Here is a 17,866-nt window from a genome sequence, read left to right as displayed (position 1 = left end):
ATCAGGCACGCAGCCAGGCGGCGGCGTCGGTGGGTAAGCGGTTGGTGTCGAGGCCTGCACTGGTGAGCAGGACCTCGCGGTGGTCGGGCAGTGGCACGGGGTCGGGGCCGAAGTTGACCACGCAGAGTACGTCGCCTCTGGCGAAGGCGATGACGTCCTCGCCCGCGTCGAGCCAGGCGAAGTCCTCGTTGCCCAGCAGGGTTCGTCGCAGCGTCAACGCGTTGCGGTACAGGGAGAGCATCGAGTCTGGGTCGGTGTCCTGCGCCTCGACGGAGTGCTCGCCCCAGCCGTCGGGTTGCGGGAGCCAGGTGTCGGCGGCCGCGCCGAAGCCGTACGAGGCGCCGTCGCGGGTCCACGGGATGGGTACGCGGCAGCCGTCGCGGCCGGGGTCGATGCCGCCGGAGCGGTGGTGCATGGGGTCGCGCAGGGCGTCCAGCGGCAGGTCCTCGACCTCCGGCAGTCCCAGCTCGTCGCCCTGGTAGACGTAGAGCGTGCCGGGGAGCGCGGCGGTGAGCAGTGCGGCGGCGCGGGCGCGGCGCTCCCCTCGGGCCGGGTCGGTCGGGGTGCCGAAACGCTTGGCCAGGAAGCCGAACGAGCTGTCGACGCGGCCGTAGCGGGTGACCGGGCGGGTGACGTCGTGGTTGGACAGCACCCAGGTCGGGGGCGCCTTGACCGGGGCGTGGGAGTCCAGTGTGGACTGGATGGCCTCGCGGAGCTGTTTGACGTCCCACGGGCGCATCATGAAGTCGAAGTTGAACGCCGAGTGCATCTCGTCGGGCCGCAGGTAGCGGGCGAAGCGGTGCTGGTCGTCGAGCCAGATCTCGCCGACGAGGACGCGTTGCTGGGGGTAGGAGTCGGCGACCGCGCGCCAGCCGCGGTAGATGTCGTGCAGTTCGTCGCGGTCGAGGAACGGGTGCTCCCCGGCCCGGTAGGACTCCGGGACCTCGGGCAGTTCGGGGTCTTTGACCGGCATGGTGGCGGAGTCGACGCGGATGCCTGCGACGCCGCGGTCGAACCAGAACCGCAGGACGTCCTCGTGTTCGCGCCGCACGTCGGGGTGGTTCCAGTTCAGGTCGGGTTGCGCGGAGTCGAACAGGTGCAGGTACCACTGTCCGTCCTGGACCCTCGTCCAGGTGCCGCCGGAGAACGCGGAGGTCCAGCCGGTCGGCGGGTCGTCGCCGTCGCGGAACCAGAAGCGTTCGCGTTCGGGTGATCCCGGTCCGGCGGCGAGTGCGGCGCGGAACCACGGGTGCTCGCTGGAGATGTGGTTGGGCACGACGTCGATGATCGTGCGGATGCCGTGCTCGTTCGCGGCGGTGATCAGCTCCTCGGCTTCGGCGAGGGTGCCGAGGGCCGGGTCGATCGCGCGGTAGTCGGCCACGTCGTAGCCGCCGTCGGCCTGCGGCGAGGCGTACCAGGGGGTGAACCAGATCGCGTTCACGCCCAGGCCACGCAGGTAGGGCAGGCGGGACCGGACCCCGGCGAGGTCGCCGGTGCCGTCGCCGTTCCCGTCGGCGAAGCTGCGCGGGTAGACCTGGTAGATCACCGCGTTACGCCACCATTCACTGCCCATGGTCGGCCCGAGACATGTTTGTACCCCTCGTCGTCGCAGATCAGATGAGGTTTAGCGCTATACTTGTGATGGGTGACGGTAGACGGGCACCGGCGTGGCTGTCAACGGCCCTAGGCTGGAGTGGTGGGGAAGGAACACGTATGCGGGTGACGCTCAAGGACATCGCCACGGCGGCGGGGGTGAGCATGATGACCGTGTCGAACGTGGTCAACGGCAACCACGCCAGGGTGTCCCCCGCGACGGTCGCGAAGGTGCAGCGGATCGTGGCGGAGCTGGGGTACGTGCCGAGCGCGTCGGCCCGCAGTCTCGCCGCGCGGACCTCGCACCTGGTGGGGCTGCTGGTGCCTGCCGCGGACGAGGACAGCCTGACGTTGAGCCCGCACAACACCGCGATCCTCGGCCAGGTCGAGAGATCGCTGCGCAAGAGCGGCTACCACCTGCTGTTGCGCGGCATCGCCGACCCGGCCGAGATCCCCGAGGCGTTGCGGTCGTGGAGCCTGGACGGGGCGATCCTGCTGGGTTTCCTCGACGCGGAGATCGACCGTCTCGGCGGGACGGAGCTGGGGCGCGTGCCGGTGCTGGCGATCGACAGCTACGCGGACAACCCGCTGACGACCGGGGTGCGCTCGGACGACTTCACGGGTGCGCGGCTCGCGGCGGCGCACCTGATCTCGTCGGGGCACCGGGAGATCCTGTTCGCGGGTCCGGCCTTCGTGGACGTGGGCGTGGTGGCGGAGCGCCTTCGGGGGTTCCGGGCGGCGTTCGCCGACGCGGGACTGTCGCATGAGGACGTGGCGACGGTCAACACGACACACGAGGACGGTGTCGCGCTCGGTCGACGTCTGGCGACGGATTTCCCGGACACCACAGCGGTTTTCGCGACGGCCGACATCCTGGCGATCGGCATCATGGCGGGGCTTGCGGAGGCCGGTGTGCCGGTTCCGGGCCGGATGTCCGTGGTGGGCTTCGACAATCTCGACCTGAGTGCGTATGTCACGCCGAAACTGACCACGGTGGCACAGGATCTGACCGCGAAGGCCGCGAACGCGGTGTCACTGCTGCTGGGGGCGATGAAGGACGAGCGACGCCCGGCAACGCCGGTGACACTCGACGTGCACCTGGTGGAGCGCGACTCGACGGCAGCACCCGCCGCCCGGCGCCGCACGCACTGAAGGACGCCTTCAGTACGTGCGGCGTTACGAAAGCTCCCTTCAGTACGTGCGGCGTTACGAAGGCTCCCTTCAGTGCAGCCACCGTCACGAAGGCTCCCTTCAGTGCGCCGAGCGTTACGAAGGCGTCCTTCAGTGCGTTCGGCCCAGCGCGTGGGTGTACCTGCGCAGGGCATACGTGCCGAAGTCGTCGGCGAGACGGGGGAAACGCCATCGACAGCTCCCGTTCCGCGCGCACGACGTCCTGTTCGGACAGGCCGCCCGTGAAGTTCGCCTCGTCGGGGTTGTTCCTGATCAGTTCGACGAGTTCCGCTACCGATTCGACACCGCTCATCGTCTCTCAGGACACGATCCGAATCCCTTGGCCCGTTCCCGCCGGTATTCCTTCTTCCAGTCCTCGAACGCATCCCGGTCCATCCCGCTGGGCAGGTCCGTGCGCGCCTTCCAGTGCAGCGTGTTGTGGGAACCACCGCCGAGGTACGCACCCTGCGCCAGGTGCATCGACTGTGTCAGCTCCGCGAGCGGGCCGTCCTGGGTCTGGAGCACATGGTGGATGTCGACCGGTTTGTCGTCCGGCCCCATCGGCGCGAGGCCCTGGGTCATCCGTTTCAGGTTGGTCCTGCCGTACTTGTCCAGTGGCGACACGTGGTCCGGTTCGACGAGGTCATCGCGCTGGTACACGCGCTGGCCGCCGTAGTCCACAGGGGACCAGAACCTCGTGAACGCCAACTGGAGCGGCGTGAACGCGGACAGCCCGAGCGGGTCGATCCACATCAGCGGGTTGTCGACGTACCGGTACGGGTTCATCGCGGGCCGCAGCCCGAGCGGGTCCGGCGACAGGTACGCGGCGAGGTCCGCGTCGTAGTAACGCGTCAGGTTGTAGTACAGGCCGGTCTCGGTGTCGTGGTACTGGCCGGGGAAGCCCAGCGGACAGTCGACCCCCGGCGCCCCGGTCGTGAAGCCGCTCCCCCACAGGCCGGCCGTGCGCCGCCACGCGATCCGACCGTCGAGCGTGACCAGCTCGCTCGGTGTGCCGACCAGGTCGGTGACGATCGCGTAGAACTGGTTGTCGATCTCGTCCTGGTTCTCCCACGTGCGGCGCAGCTGGGTCGCCGCCCGGTAGGTGCCGGGATCGTAGTCCCAGGTCACGGCCTCGCCGACGCCGCCGGTGACGGTCCACTGCTCGGCGAGCGTGCCACCGTCCCAGCTGAACACCGTCTCCTCCGCGACCAGGCCGTCCTCGCCGATGCGCACCTTGGCGACGCGGCGGCCGAGCGGGTCGTAGCGGTACCGCCACACCACGCCGTCCGGGGTGACCACACCGGTCAGCCGGTCCTCGGCGTCCCACGTGTACCGCCACTCCTGGCGCAACCCGGACAGCGTGCGCCGCACGGTGCGGGCCACGCGGCCCTGGGCGTCGTACTCGTAGGACACGCGTCCGGCCCGGCGCACCAGCGTGCCCTGCGTGTCGCGTGGCCCCTGCGCGCTGTCGTCCTGCGCGGGGTAGGTGGCGGTCGCGACGTTGCCGAGCGGGTCGTAGGCGTAGGTCTCCCGCCAGCTCGCCGCGTGCACGGCGGTGACGCGGCCTGCCGGGTCGAGGTCGAAGCGGCGGGTGCCCGCGAGCTGGTCGGTGATCTCCGAGGGCCGCCCGTCCGTGTGGTAGCGGTAGCCGCGTGCCTGGAGCCGGTGCCCGCCCGCGCCGAGGATCGTCTGGCCGACGAGTTGGTTCGCCGGGCCCCACGTCTGGGTGAGCGACCCGCTGCCGAACGTCCTGCCGACCTCGCGGCCCGCGCCGTCGTGGCGGAACGACAGGGTGCCGCCCGCCGTCGCGAGCACCTCGGGCAGCCCGTCGGCGTCGTAGGTCCACTCCGACACCACCCCGGAGGGGGTCACGCGGCGCACCCGCCGGCCCGCGAGGTCGTAGGTGTGCGAGACGGTCCGGCCGTCGACGGTCTCCGCGACGATCCGGCCGACCGGGTCGTGGGCGTACTCCACCACGCTGTCCTCCGCCGCCGCGCGGACGGCCCGGCCCGCGGCGTCGTAGGCGAAGGTGGTGGTGCGGCCGTCGTCGGACACCGAGCGCACGACCCGGCCGACGACGTCCCGGTCGAGCCTGACGGTCTGGCCCGCGCCGTTGGTCCGCTCGGTGAGGCGGTTCGCGGCGTCGTTGGCGTAGCGCATGGTCCGGTCGTTGAAGTCGGTCTCCTCGACCAGCCTGCCCGCCGCGTCGAACACGTACCGCCAGCGCAGGCCCGCCGGGTTGGTCACGGCCGTGAGGCGCAGCTCGTGGTCGTGGGTGAACACGTACCGGGCGCCGTCGGCCTCCACGCGCGACGCGGGCAGGCCGAACGGGCCGTAGGTGAAGGCGGTGGCGTGCCCGGCCGGGTTGCGGTACTCGGTGAGGTTGCCCATGGCGTCGTAGCGCCACTCCTCACGCGCGCCGTCGGGGAGCACCCGCCACAGCTGCCTGCCCTCCACGGTCCAGCCCTGGCCGGTGACGCCGTGGACGGCGTCGGTGACCGAGGTGACCCGGCCGAACGGGTCACGCGTGAGGGTGCCGGTGAACCCGCTCGCCGACGTGACCCGGACGACGAGCCCCGCCGCGTCGGTGTCGTAGCGCTCGACGCGGCCGAGCGGGTCGGTGCGGGCGACGCGGTGGCCGCGACCGTCGTAGGCGTAGGCGATGACGCCGCCCGCCGGGTCGGTGACCGACAGGAGGTTGCCGCGCTCGTCGTAGGCGTGGCGCCAGACCCCGCCGTCCGCGGCGACCGCGCGGACCGGGCGGCGCCGCTCGTACTCGACGGTGAGGCGGGTGCCGTCGGCCTGGTCGACCGCGACCGGGTCGCCGTTCTCGTCGAGGGTGTAGCGGATCGTGTTGCCCAGGCCGTCGGTGTGGGAGAGCAGGCGGTGGTGGCGGTCGTACTCCATGGCGACCGCGTTGCCGAGCGGGTCGACCACGCGGGTCAGGTGGTTGTGCCGGTCGTAGTGGTAGGCGGTGACCTGTGCGTACGCGCCGGTGACCGTGGTGACCCGGTTCTCGGTGTCGTAGGCGAACGTCGAGGTCAGCGTGCCGTCCTGGCCCTCGGCGCGCACCACCCGGCCCGCCGCGTCGTAGCCGTAGTCGTAGCGGTAGCCGTTGCGGTCGACCCACGCCGTGATCCGGTTCGCGTCGTCGTAGGCGTACCGGTAGGGGACACCGGTCGAGTCCATGATCGCGGTGAGCCTGCCGGCCACGTCGTAGCCGAACTGGACGAGCCGGATGCCGTCGGGACTGCCGTCGAGCAGCCGCAGCGCGCCGACGCGCTCGCCTGCCTGTGTCTCGGTGTGGTCGATGGCCACGACGTAGCCCGCGTGGGTGACGCGGTCGCGGGTGAAGGTGATCGCGTTGCCGTTGCGGTCGGTCAGCGTGGTGAGGCGGTAGCGGTCGGTCGAGTCGGGCGCGAAGTGGCGTACCCAGCCGGACTCCGGGTCCTCGACGCGGTAGGTCGCGCCGTCCCTGGTGAGCGGCCAGCGGGCGCCCGCGGCGGGCAGCACCGGCTCGCTGCCGGGGTGCGGGTAGACGAGGACCTGCGCGTCGTCGCCGACGTAGCGGACCGCGTCGGCGGTGAGCTCGAGGCGCTGGTCGACGGTCGCGGACCAGCCGGGGCCGAAGGACGCGCCGTGCTCGTACCCGGAGGCGTAGGCGCGGCGCAGGACCAGCGGCAGGAGCCCGGGCAGCTCGACGTCGACCGCGTCGGTGATCATCTGGCCGGACACGACGTCGACGGGGTCGCCGCCCTTGCCGTCGCAGCCGCCGTTCCCGTCGCTGCGCTGGCCGCCGCCCGGGTCGTCGCCGTCACCGCCCGGCCGGTCCGGCCCGCGTGGCGGAACCGTGCCACCGCCTGCCGTGCCACCGCCTGCCGTGCCCCGGCCGGTGCGGGGGACGTCGGTGCCGGTGTCGATGTCGGCGAGGTTCGCCGCGTTGGTTTCCTCGGTGACGCGGTAGTCCCGGGCGGTCGCGCGGGTGCCGTCCTCGGCGTCGCGCACGGCCTGGCGCGTGCGGGTCACGTGGTGGCGGGCGGCCTGCACGTGGGTCTGCGCGGCGCCGGTGAAGCTCCCGCCCACGATGCCCATGCTCTGGCTGCCGACGGTGATCCCGTCGAGCGTGGTGCCGACCGAGTCGACGCGGCCCCCGGTGTTCGCGAGCCGCCCGGCCATCGTGTCGACGTGGTCGGGGTCGACGTCCGCGCCGTCACCGGTCCGACCAGTACTGCCGGACCCGGAGTCGTGGTGGCCGCCGTCCGGCCCGGCTCCCGTGTGTCTTCGCCGCGGAGTCATGGATGCACCCCCTCGTCGGCCCACACCGTAGCCAATGGGGGAGGCACCCGGTCTCGCGGTGGTACCGGTTCCTACTGGTAGCCGCGGATCTGGCAGAACGCCTTGCCGAGGTCGCCCTGCCGCGCGTCGAAGACCTCGCCGCCGGTCGCCGTGGCCACCTGGCGCATCTCCTGCTCCGCCGCCTCGCCGAACAGGATCGGGAACACGCGGACCTGTTGTGGCGCACCGGGAAGGAACGCGGTGAAGTCGCCGAGCCCACGGCCGGTGTTGCTCTCGCCGTCGGTCATCAGGACGATCGAGAGGAAGCGGTCCTCCGCACCGCCGAACAACCCGTACGCCGCGACGAGGCTGTCGTACACCGCGGTGTCGCCGTCGACGGCGAGGCCCTCGATCGCCCCGCGGATCGCGTCGCGGGAGGCCTGCGGGGAATCCGTGGACACCGTGAACGTCGCCGGGTCCCCGGGTTTCGTGCTGAACGGCAGCAGGATCACCTCCTCCCGGCTGCGGAACCGGCAGTACTGCCCGGACAGCGAGGTGTCGACGCCGGTGAGGTCCGACAGCGCGGTCTTCAGCGAGGCGAGCCGCTCCCCCGCCATCGACCCGGACAGGTCCAGCACGTAGACCGTCCGCGCGGGCTTGCGCAGGCGGTCGAAGTACGCGGTCAGCAACGCGTCGACGGCCGCGCGGGTGCCGGGGAAGGGCAGCTCGACCAGGCTCGCGGGTGCCTTGTCCGGCAACGCGACCCCCGGCACCGCGGCCCGCCGCTGCGTCCGGTCCACGATGGACTTCTGGACGTCCTTCGTGCGCAGGTAGGCGGCCAGCCTGCGGTAGCCGTCGCGGAGCTCGCCGGACGCGCCGGCGAGCAACGTGAACGGGTAGTCGGCGCTGATCACGCCGTCCTTCGGGTACACGACCGTGAGCGGTTCCGGCAGCGTGCCCGCGCGGTTCAGCGACCGCAGCGACGCCTCGTAGCTGACGAGCCCGTCGATCGGCTTCCCCGGCTCCGCACCGGTGTCGCGGCGGACGAAGGCGCTGGTGAGCCAGTCCGTCGAGCCCGCGGTGAGCTGCTGGCCGGCGAAGAAGTCGATCAGCTGCGGCGCGATGCGGTCGATGGCGGCGGCGTCGAGTGCCGCGCCGGAGCCGTCGATCGCGGCGGCGACCGCGACGAGCGCGGAGAAGCCGGTGTTGGACGCGGCCGGGTCGGTCATGGCGTAGGTGAGCTTGCCGCCCGCCGAGGCGTCGGCGATGTCCGACCACGACGGTGCCGCGCGGTCCCAGCCCAGCTCGCGTGCGGTCGACGTGCGCACGCCGAGGACGACGGGTGAGCCCATGATCCGCGTCGAGGTGGTGAGCCGCTGCTTGGCCTCGGGAATCGTCTGCAGGTAACGGGTCGAGGAGAACCAGACGGCGTCGTACCTGCCGTCCGCGCCGCCGCGGGCGACGGTGTCTGCGCCTTCGAGGGTGCCGGTGAAGTCCATGGTGACCGTCACGCCGGTAGCCTTGGCCGCCTCGTCGAGGATCGGCTTCATGTCGGCCAGCTCGGAGCCGGCCAGCACCCGCAGCGTCACGGGCGGACCGTCGAAGTCGGTCGGCGCGGATGGTCGGGAGTCTGGTTCGGACGTACAGCCGGCCAGGGCGAAGACGGCCAGCGCCATGAAGACGAGCCGTCTCATCGCGCACACCTTCCGGAAGTCGGGGAGAGATCGGACAGCATCGTTTCCAGGACGTCGAAGTCCGGTGACTCCACCACGTCCACCGGCCGCTCGCCGAGCTGTTCGCCGGACACCGGCCTCTCCGGGCGGAACCCGTGCTCGACCGCCAGCCGCACCAGCTCCGGATCGTCGCGCAACGCCTTGCCGACCGCCCCGCCGTCCGGTGTCAGCGGGATCAGCGTGTGTCGCGAGTAGACGGTCGGGCGTGGGAAGAGCTTCACCGCGTCCGGCGGCAGCTCCGGCTTCGGCGCCCTCGTCACGTACTGGGACTCGTACACCAGCGCCATCGGCGTGCGTCCCATCCCGTAGACCAGGTAGTTGTCGAACAGGACCTGGCTGGTCTCCGGCTTATCACCCTGGTCGGCCACGAGCCTGCACAGCCGGGGCAGCACGGCGTCGACCTGCTGCGGGGTGGTCACGATCGCGCCGCCGTTCGCGACCTGCGACGCGATCGACAGGTACATGATCGCGGAGTTCGAGTCGAGTGGGTCCGTTGTGGACAGCAGCACCGTCTTGTGTGCCGTGAAGCGGTTGTCGTTGTTCGCCAGCTGGTCCCAGGTGGTGCCCTGCTCGGCGAGCCGGAGCAGGGCCGCGACGTCGAGGACCCGCGAGCCGTCGGCCGCCTGCGCCACCACGCCGTTGTCCGCCAGCAGGTCCACGATCGGCCTGAACGTCGCCACGATCATCGGCGTGGAGAACAGGGGGATCTTCTCCGTCAGCCGGAACTCCGTGAGGATGGTCTCCGCGGTGGGCGTGCTCGACGGGAACGCGAACGCGTAGCCGTCGTCGCGGTGCAGCGCCTGGACCATGTCACGGGAGCCGCTCGCGTCGACCTCGACGCGGAAACCCAGGCACGCCAGGCGGTCGGTCACCCGCGTGTCGTCGAAGAAGGCCTGCTTCTCCGAGCCGATCACGCCCCGGACGGTGGTGGCGGGCTCGTCGCAGCCACCCGCCTGCCCCTTCTCGTGCCGCGTGACGAGTACGACCGCCACGATGATCAGCACGACGCCGGCGACGAGCGCGACGATCCGCACGCCCGCCAGTCCGGCTCTCGATCTCGCCATCAGCTCTCCGTGTTCCCGATCCCGGTGGTGAGGACCCGCAGGTCGTCCGGCACGAGCGTGCCGGTGTCGAGGAGTACGCGCGCCAGGTTGGCCTTGAGTGCCTCCGACGGCGCGGTCTCCCTGGTCAGCCGCTCGATCCCGGCCGAGGTGAGGCGCTGGCGGACGCCGTCGACGACGTTCTCCGCCTTGCGGTCGGTCCAGCCGGACTGGCCGGGCACGGTGTTGAGCAGCTTCGCGGTGCCGTTCCAGCTGTTCGGCATCGCCTGGTCCTCGCGGGCCAGCACGTCGGCGAACATCGCGACGAGCACCAGCCACTCGCGCCTGGTCAGCGGCAGCCGCAGATTGCCGGTGCTGGTCTGCGGGCTGACCGCGCCCCGCCTGCGCCGGCCGTCGCTGACGAGCACCTCGACCACGTGCAGCTGCTCGCCCTGGATGTAGAGCGGGGTGTAGCCGCCGGGCAGGGGTGCCTCGTGCGCGCTGAGCAGCGGCGCGTTGTCGGGCATCCGGATGGGGAGCTTGCCGCCGTTGCGGATGACCCACTGTGTCGTGCCGCCGTAGGGCACGCACCGCAGCGTGGCGTGCTCGCGGCTGACGTAGGCGTCGCCGCTGCCGATGGCCACGTGCACGTCCGGGGTGTTGCGGCCGACGAGAAGCTCACGCCCGCTGACCGCCGCGGCGGCGTACCCGCCCGCGTCGCCGAGCACGAAGAGCGTGCCCGCGGGTGCGGTTGCCCCGGCGAAGAGCGGTTCCTGGCGGACGAGGCTCGGGGTGAGGCGACCGAGCGGATACATGCCCTGAGTCATGCTGACCTTCTTGTGTGTCACCGTGTTCCTGCGCCTCCGACGCTACGGTCCGACGCCCGGGAACCCTCCCGGGTGCAACGTCGGGTCGCCGGGCAGCACGGTGTCCGGCCTGGCGCGCCTCGGTCCCCAGAGGCCGAGGCCGACCAGGCCGCCGCCGGGTGCCAGCAACGCGAGGAGCAGCCAGAAGGTGGTGGAGTCGACCGCGTCGAGCAGCAGGAGGAGGACGGCGGCGACCGCGCCGAGCGCCGCCACGGCGGTGATGCGCGGGGCGTTCGAAACCGTGGCGGGCACCGGTGGTGCGGGCAGTGCCGCGCTGGGTCGGGTGGGCAGGCGCGGTGGCACGGCCGCCACGGGTACCTGGGCGGGGGCGAGGGCCGCCTGTGCCGCGGCACCCATCTCGCCCGCGCTCTGCCAGCGTGCGTCCGGGTCCTTGACCAGGCCCTTCGCCACGACGTCGCGGAGTGCGGCAGGCAGGTGGCCGGGCAGCGGCGGCGGGTCGCGGACCACCTGGGCCGTGAGGACCGCCATGTCCTCGCCGTCGAAGGGCTTGTGACCGGCGAGGCACTCGAAGAGCACCACGGCCAGCGAGTAGACGTCCGCGCGGTGGTCGGGGGTGACCTTGTCGGACAGCCGCTCCGGCGCGATGTAGGCGGGGGTGCCGACGAGCTGGTCGAGCCGGGTCACGGGTGCCGCGCGGCTGGCGTCGACCGGCTGGGCGATGCCCCAGTCGAACAGCAGCGCCTTCTCGTCGCCGCCGTCCGGCCGGATCATGATGTTCGACGGCTTCACGTCACGGTGGCGGAGATCCGCGCGGTGCGCCGCGTCAAGAGCGGACGCCACCTGGCGCACAATGTTCACCGCACGTTCAGGTGCAATTGGCCCCGAATTGAGAATTGACGCGAGATCGGTCCCGTCCTCGACGAAAGGCATGACGATGTAGGGCCGTCCCTGCACCGAGTAGTCCCACACGGGCAGGATGTGCGGATGCCAGATCCTGGCGGCGATCTTGCACTCCCTGCGGAACCGTTCCTGCAGCTCAGGATCGGTCAGGGCCTGCCTGGCCAGCAGTTTGATCGCCACTTCCCGGTCGTTGCGGGTGTCGATCGCGAGCCACACCTCGCCCATCCCACCACGCCCGATCAACTGAGCGAGTTCGTACGGCCCAACCAGATCGGTCACCGATCACCTCGTCGCGAACCACCGTTCCAGGACGCCGAAATCGTACGCAACGCACTCCGGTAATGGTCCCGGTCGGCAGTTTCGGTAGCAATTCTTCACCGTCGGTCCGACCCTATTGCACGGTCTCCGGGAGGGCTCCCCTCCCGGAGACCACCCTGATGCGACACTCGGTGTCCACCCGGATCGGAGGAGTGGACATCAGCGGACCGTTCAACGCGGGCGAGGCCGTGCACGCCGGCGGGATCACCACCGTCGAGGGCAGTGCCTTCTGCCTGTCCGGCGCCGAGGGGAACATCACCCCCGGCGCCGCGCACGGGCTCTTCCTCGACGACGCGCGAGTGCTGTCCCGGTGGGAGCTGGCGGTCGACGGGCTCACCCCGCTGTCGGTGCGGCAGCCGGCGGCCTTCCAGGCGCGGTTCGTGTCGCGACGCGCGCCGGACCTGCTCGTGTGCAGGGACCGGCTCGTCGGCGACGGCATGTCCGAGACCATCAGCGTCGACAACGTCGGCGACGCCGCCGACGTCCGGCTCGACCTGGCGGTGGCCGCCGACTTCGCGGACCTCTTCGCCGTCAAGGAGGGCCGGGCCGCCGGGGCGGCGCACGCGAGCGTCGAGGGCGACGCGCTCGTGCTCCGTGGGCGGGGGCGGCACGTGTCGGTGAGCGCGACCGGCGAACCCGAGCTGACGACCGAAGGTCTCACCTGGCGCGTCCACCTCCCCGCGCGCAGCCGCTGGGAGGCCGAGGTGACCGTCGGGACCGGCAGGCCGTTCGACAGGACCCGCCCGGCACGACGGCTCGAGGCGTGGCTCGCGGGCAACACCCGGATCACCGCCGAGGACCCGGCGCTCGCGGAGGTGTTGCGCCGCACCGAAAGCGACCTCGGCGCGCTGCGGATCGACGGGCCGCGACCGTACGTCGCCGCCGGGGCGCCCTGGTTCATGACGCTCTTCGGCCGGGACAGCCTGCTCACCGCCTGGATGGCGCTCCCACTCGACCCCGGTCTCGCGCTCGGCACCCTCCGGACCCTCGCGGAGTCGCAGGGCACCCGCGTCGACCCGGCCACCGAGGAGGAGCCCGGCCGGATCATGCACGAGCTGCGCCGAGGACCCGACAGCGCCGCGCTCCTCGGCGGCGAGCGCTACTACGGCACCGCCGACGCCACCCCGCTGTTCGTCATGCTGCTCGCGCAGGCGTGGCGGTGGGGCGTGGCCGAGGACGCCGTCAGGGCACTCCTGCCCGCCGCCGACGCCGCGCTGTCCTGGGTGGACGGTCACGGCGACTTCGTCACCTACCGGCGCGCCACCGACCGCGGCCTCGCGAACCAGGGGTGGAAGGACAGCCCCGACGCCGTCAACCACGCCGACGGCCGCCTCGCCACCGGACCCATCGCGCTGTGCGAGGTGCAGGGTTACGCCTACGCCGCGTGGCTCGCCCGCGCCGAGCTGGCCGAGGCGTTCGGCGAAGACCCGACCCGCCACCGCGCCAGGGCCGAGGCGCTCCGAACGCGCTTCGCCGAGCGCTTCTGGCTCCCGCGACACGGCTGGTACGCCGTCGCGCTGGACGGCGACGGCGCCCCGGTCGACGCACTGACCAGCAACACCGCCCACTGCCTGTGGACCGGCATCGCCACCGACGAACACGCCGCCACGCTCGTCGCGCGACTGTCCGAACCGGACATGGACACCGGCTACGGCCTGCGCACCCTCGCGTCGACCATGGGTGCCCACAACCCGATGAGCTACCACAACGGGTCGGTCTGGCCGCACGACACGGCCATCGCGGTCGCGGGACTCATGCGTTACGCCCACCTGCCCGGCGCGGTCGACCTCGCGCACCGGCTCGCGGTCGGCCTGCTCGACGCCGCGACCGCGTTCGGCGGCAGGCTGCCCGAGCTGTACTGCGGGCTGCCGCGCACCGAGTTCGCCCCGCCCGTGCCGTTCCCCACCTCGTGCTCGCCGCAGGCGTGGGCCAGCGCCGCGCCGCTGCTGGTCGTGCGTGCGCTGCTGGGCCTGGAACCCCATGTGCCGCACGGGACCGTGACCACCGACCCCCGGCTGCCCGCGCACTGGGGCGAGATCACCCTCACCGGCCGGGGCATCGGCACGGTCACCGCGGGCGGGCGGTGCGAACACGGCCAGGACCGGCCAGGATGAGGGCATGAACGCCGACACGGGACTGCTCAGCCTGGTCTGGCCGGGCACCGGCATGGACACACTGCTCGCCGACGAGGCCTGGGTCGAGGCCATGCTGTCGGTCGAGGTGGCGCTCGCGCGCACGCAGGCCCGCCTCGGCGTCGTCCCGGCGTCCGCCGTCGGGCCGATCGCCGCTGCCGCCGAGGCGGTGCGCGTCGACGTCGCCGACCTCGCGGTCCGGGCACGCGGGTCGGGCAACCCCGTGGTCGAGCTGGTCCGCGAGCTGACCGCGGCCGTCGCCGAGCGCGACGAGCAGGCCGCCGAGTACGTGCACCGGGGCGGCACCAGCCAGGACATCCTCGACTCGGCCACGATGCTGCTCGCCACCCGTGCCCTGGCGCGGACCGACGCGGACCTGGCCCGGGTCGCCGACGCCCTCGCGCGCCTTGCCGACGAGCACCGGCACACGCCGATGGCCGCCCGCACCCTCACCCAGCACGCGGTCCCCACGACGTTCGGCCTGAAGGCGGCCGGGTGGCTCGCGCTCGTGCTCGACGCGGTCGAGCGCGTGCGTGACACGCGGCTTCCCGTCCAGCTGGGCGGCGCGGGCGGCACGCTCGCGGCCTACCTCGAGTACGCGCGCACGGCCGGGGTGGCGCCCGAGGGCCACGCTGCCGCGCTGACCGAGGGTGTGGCCGCCGAGCTGGGCCTGCACGTGCCCGCCGCGCCGTGGCACACGCGGCGCACACCGGTCACCGACCTCGGCTGGGTGGCCGTGACCGTCACCGGCGCGCTCGGCAAGCTCGCGGTCGACGTGCTCGGCGCGACCCGCACCGAGGTCGGCGAGGTGGCCGAGCCCTCGGGTGCGGGCAGCGGGGTGTCCTCGGCCATGCCGCAGAAGCGGAACCCGGTGCTGGCGGCGCTGCTCGTGTCGGCGGCCCGGCAGGCACCGGCGTACGCGGCGATGCTGGCGCAGAGCATGCTCGCCGAGGACGAACGCTCGGCGGGGGGCTGGCAGTCGGAGTGGCAGCCGCTGCGCGAAACGCTCCGGCTCGCGGGCGGCGCCGCGCACACGGCCGCCGAGCTGGTCGAGGGGCTGCGCGTCTTTCCCGGGCGGCTCCGGGAAAATCTCGCGGCGGGCGGCGGCACGATCGTGTCCGAGCGGCTCAACGTCGTGCTGGCGCCGGTACTCGGCAAGGCGGCGGCGAAGAAGCTGCTCGGTGAGGTCGCCGCGCGGGCCGCCTCTGGCGAGGGCGGCTTCGCGGACCTGCTGCGGCGGGAGCTGCGTGACGTCGACGACCTCGACGCGCTGCTCGACCCGGCCGGCTACCTGGGTGCGGCCGACGAGCTGGTCGACCGGGTGCTCGCCCGCCGGACCGCGGTGCTCGGATAATCGTTCGCCCGCAACGGGGTGCTTCGGGCAGCATGGTGTGCTGTCGTGCTCTGTGAGCGAAGCCAACAACCGTGAGGGGGCGCCCCGCCGTGCCGGAAAGAAGAACGGCGGTACTGCTGGCAGTTCGCTACTACTGGCGAGAGCTGACGAGTCGCAAGAGGTTCGCGTTTCCCGCGCTCCTGTCACCCGCCATCGGAAACATCGGGATCAACTACGTCGCACCGCTGATCGTCGCGGGACTGGTCGGACGCATCGCGGGCGGCATGCCGGTCGCACTGGACACCGTCGCACCGTGGGTGATCGCGCTCGCCGGGGTGCTGCTGGTGGCGGAGGTGTTCTGGCGCATAGGACTACACTGTCTGAACAGGACAGACGGCCTCGGGATCGAGCACCTGTACGCGGTCGGCATGGACGAGCTGCTGGCCAAGGACGCCGCTTTCTTCCACGACAACTTCGCGGGCTCGCTGACCAAGCGGGTGCTGAGCTTCGCGTCCCGGTTCGAGGACTTCGTTGACGCCATGACGTTCTCGGTGTTCGCGAACCTCGTGCCGCTGACGTTCGCGTCGGTGGTGCTGTGGCAGTACGACCCGCTGCTCGTGCTGGTGCTGCTGAGCCTGATCACGGTCACCGGACTGCTCGTCGCACCGCTCGTGCGCCGCAGGCAGGCGCTGGTCGACAAGCGGGAGGCGGCGATCGCACGCGTGTCCGGCCACGTCGCCGACGTCATCGGCAACATGGCGACGGTGCGTGCCTTCGCCGCGGAGGACCGGGAGGCAGCCGAGCACCGCGACCGGGTACGGGACGTGCGCAGGCTCGCGCTGCGGTCGTGGGACTACGCGAACCTGCGCATCGACACGCTGGTCGCGCCGATCTCCGTGCTCACCAACGCACTCGGTCTCCTGGTGGCGATCGGCGTCACCGGCGGGCGCATGGGCGTCGAGGCGATCATCGTGGCGTTCACGTACTTCTCCAGCGCCACGAAGATCATGTTCGAGTTCAACCAGATCTACCGGCGCCTGGAGAGCTCGCTGACCGAGGCGGCACAGTTCACCTCGATGCTGCTCGACCGGCCGACGGTGGTCGACCCGCCGACGCCGGAACCGCTGGCGCCCTCGGGTGCCGCCGTCCGGTTCGAGGGTGTCCGGTTCGCGCACGCGGGTGCGGAGGTGCTGTTCCGCTCGCTCGACCTGGTCGTACCGAGCGGCACGAAGGTCGGCCTGGTCGGCCGCTCCGGCGGCGGCAAGACCACGATCACCCAGCTGCTGCTGCGGATGATGGACATCGACGGCGGCACGATCCGCGTCGGTGGTCAGGACATCGCGCGGCTGCGGCAGGCGGACCTGCGGAGCCTGATCGCCTACGTGCCACAGGAACCGGCGATGTTCCACCGGACGCTGCACGACAACATCGCGTTCGCGCGCCCGTCCGCGACGGAGGAGGAGGTGCTCGCCGCGGCGCGGGCCGCACACGTGACCGAGTTCGCGGAGACCCTGCCCGAGGGCTTCGGGACACTGGTGGGCGAACGCGGCGTGAAACTGTCGGGCGGCCAGCGCCAGCGGGTCGCCCTGGCACGGGCGATCCTGCGCGACGCCCCGGTCCTGCTGCTGGACGAGGCGACGAGTGCGCTGGACTCGGAGAGCGAGCTGCTGATCCAGCAGGCACTGTGGCGGATCATGGCCGGCCGCACGGCGTTGGTGGTGGCACACCGCCTCAGCACGGTGGCACGCATGGACCAGTTGGTGGTCCTGGACAAGGGCGAGATCCTGGAGCAGGGCACCCACGAGGAGCTGCTGGACCGCGACGGCACCTACGCCCGCCTGTGGCGCCACCAGTCCGGTGGCTTCCTGCACGAGGAGAACCGGGTCGTGGCCGGCACCTGACATGCGCCGGCTCACACCGCACGCCGGTCGGGGCGGTGGGAGGATCACCGCATGGACGACGTGGTTCAAGCGGTGATCGACCGGGTCACCGAGGCGGCGGCGCGGCACGACGCCACCAAGGAGGACCGGCTCGAGCGGTGGCGGGTGCTGGAGCCCGACGCGGGGCGGTTCGTGTGGTTCCTCACGCAGACCGTCGCGGCGCGGCGGATCGTGGAGATCGGCACCTCGCGCGGGGTCTCCACGCTGTGGCTCGCCGACGCCGCCCGGTCGGTCGGCGGCCGGGTGACCAGCTACGACACCGACCCCGACGCCCAGCGGGACGCGGCCCGCGTGCTCGAGGAGGCCGGGCTCGCCGAGTACGTGGACCTCCGGCTGCGCGACGGTGGCAAGGGCCTCGCCGAACTCGACGACGGGGAGGTCGACCTGCTGTTCCTGGACGCGGAACGGACCGAGTACCCGTCGTGGTGGCCGCACCCCATCCGGGTGTTGCGTACCGGCGGGGTCCTCGTGGCCGACAACGCGCTGTCCCACCCGGACGAGATCGCGCCGCTGGAGGAGCTGCTCCGCCGGAACCTCAGCGCCGTGACGACCATCCCGGTCGGCAAGGGTGAGCTGGTCGCCGTCCGCAGGTAGCGCCGAACGCC

Annotated in this window: 11 protein-coding genes; 5 read left to right on the top strand and 6 right to left on the bottom strand. The window is 72.0% G+C overall.

Features of this window, described 5'->3' with window-relative positions; genetic code table 11:
• Position 1: 1 nt before the first annotated feature.
• Positions 2-1,573, bottom strand: a complete 1,572-nt coding sequence (locus tag CLV71_RS00280) for a glycoside hydrolase family 13 protein (protein ID WP_133900513.1) — start codon at positions 1,571-1,573, stop codon at positions 2-4.
• Between the two features lie 140 nt (positions 1,574-1,713).
• On the opposite strand from CLV71_RS00280, the gene CLV71_RS00275 reads away from it, so the two are divergent.
• Positions 1,714-2,745, top strand: coding sequence for a LacI family DNA-binding transcriptional regulator (locus CLV71_RS00275; RefSeq protein WP_133900512.1), 1,032 nt, complete (start codon positions 1,714-1,716; stop codon positions 2,743-2,745).
• A gap of 327 nt (positions 2,746-3,072) precedes the next feature.
• Here CLV71_RS00275 and CLV71_RS00270 read toward each other — a convergent pair whose 3' ends face one another.
• From CLV71_RS00270 to CLV71_RS00250, 5 genes are all read right to left on the bottom strand, one after another.
• Positions 3,073-7,059 (bottom strand): RHS repeat-associated core domain-containing protein, encoded by a 3,987-nt coding sequence (locus tag CLV71_RS00270; RefSeq protein WP_133900511.1) that lies wholly within the window; start codon positions 7,057-7,059, stop codon positions 3,073-3,075.
• Between the two features lie 71 nt (positions 7,060-7,130).
• Entirely contained in the window at positions 7,131-8,732 is a 1,602-nt protein-coding gene (locus CLV71_RS00265; RefSeq protein WP_133900510.1) for a VWA domain-containing protein, read from the bottom strand.
• On the bottom strand, positions 8,729-9,835 hold the full coding sequence (locus CLV71_RS00260) for a hypothetical protein (protein WP_133900509.1): 1,107 nt from the start codon (positions 9,833-9,835) through the stop codon (positions 8,729-8,731). Before CLV71_RS00260 ends, CLV71_RS00265 begins: the two co-directional genes overlap by 4 nt.
• Positions 9,835-10,638 (bottom strand): FHA domain-containing protein, encoded by an 804-nt coding sequence (locus CLV71_RS00255; protein WP_133900508.1) that lies wholly within the window; start codon positions 10,636-10,638, stop codon positions 9,835-9,837. The genes CLV71_RS00260 and CLV71_RS00255 overlap by 1 nt, the downstream gene beginning before the upstream one ends.
• Before the next feature lie 42 nt (positions 10,639-10,680).
• Positions 10,681-11,817: a serine/threonine-protein kinase gene (locus CLV71_RS00250; RefSeq protein WP_133900507.1), complete on the bottom strand. Its 1,137-nt coding sequence runs from the start codon at positions 11,815-11,817 to the stop codon at positions 10,681-10,683.
• 170 nt (positions 11,818-11,987) lie between these two features.
• On the opposite strand from CLV71_RS00250, the gene CLV71_RS00245 reads away from it, so the two are divergent.
• The 4 genes from CLV71_RS00245 to CLV71_RS00230 all read left to right on the top strand — a co-directional run bounded on the left by CLV71_RS00245 (position 11,988) and on the right by CLV71_RS00230 (position 17,855).
• Positions 11,988-13,970 carry an amylo-alpha-1,6-glucosidase gene (locus tag CLV71_RS00245; protein WP_243866109.1) on the top strand — a complete coding sequence of 661 codons (1,983 nt, stop codon included), beginning with the start codon at positions 11,988-11,990 and terminating at the stop codon, positions 13,968-13,970.
• Between the two features lie 4 nt (positions 13,971-13,974).
• Entirely contained in the window at positions 13,975-15,342 is a 1,368-nt protein-coding gene (locus CLV71_RS00240) for a class-II fumarase/aspartase family protein (protein ID WP_133900505.1), read from the top strand.
• Between the two features lie 89 nt (positions 15,343-15,431).
• The gene (locus CLV71_RS00235; RefSeq protein ID WP_243866107.1) at positions 15,432-17,222 is read left to right on the top strand and encodes an ABC transporter ATP-binding protein; all 1,791 of its coding nucleotides are present in this window, start codon (positions 15,432-15,434) and stop codon (positions 17,220-17,222) included.
• 51 nt (positions 17,223-17,273) lie between these two features.
• Complete coding sequence (locus tag CLV71_RS00230; protein ID WP_133900504.1) at positions 17,274-17,855, top strand: O-methyltransferase; 582 nt, start codon at positions 17,274-17,276, stop codon at positions 17,853-17,855.
• Positions 17,856-17,866 lie beyond the last annotated feature (11 nt).

Source organism: Actinophytocola oryzae, from assembly GCF_004364325.1.
GTDB lineage: Bacteria > Actinomycetota > Actinomycetes > Mycobacteriales > Pseudonocardiaceae > Actinophytocola > Actinophytocola oryzae.
The sequence above is the reverse complement of the archived record's forward strand: the minus strand, read 5'-3'. Positions and strand labels throughout refer to the sequence as shown.

Excerpts from the sequence above, each read along its gene's own strand:
- CLV71_RS00280 (WP_133900513.1), bottom strand. The coding sequence starts at position 1,573 with ATGGGCAGTGAATGGTGGCGTAACGCGGTGATCTACCAGGTCTACCCG.
- CLV71_RS00270 (WP_133900511.1), bottom strand. The coding sequence starts at position 7,059 with ATGACTCCGCGGCGAAGACACACGGGAGCCGGGCCGGACGGCGGCCAC.
- CLV71_RS00240 (WP_133900505.1), top strand. The coding sequence starts at position 13,975 with ATGAACGCCGACACGGGACTGCTCAGCCTGGTCTGGCCGGGCACCGGC.
- CLV71_RS00275 (WP_133900512.1), top strand. The coding sequence starts at position 1,714 with ATGCGGGTGACGCTCAAGGACATCGCCACGGCGGCGGGGGTGAGCATG.
- CLV71_RS00255 (WP_133900508.1), bottom strand. The coding sequence starts at position 10,638 with ATGACTCAGGGCATGTATCCGCTCGGTCGCCTCACCCCGAGCCTCGTC.
- CLV71_RS00265 (WP_133900510.1), bottom strand. The coding sequence starts at position 8,732 with ATGAGACGGCTCGTCTTCATGGCGCTGGCCGTCTTCGCCCTGGCCGGC.
- CLV71_RS00260 (WP_133900509.1), bottom strand. The coding sequence starts at position 9,835 with ATGGCGAGATCGAGAGCCGGACTGGCGGGCGTGCGGATCGTCGCGCTC.
- CLV71_RS00230 (WP_133900504.1), top strand. The coding sequence starts at position 17,274 with ATGGACGACGTGGTTCAAGCGGTGATCGACCGGGTCACCGAGGCGGCG.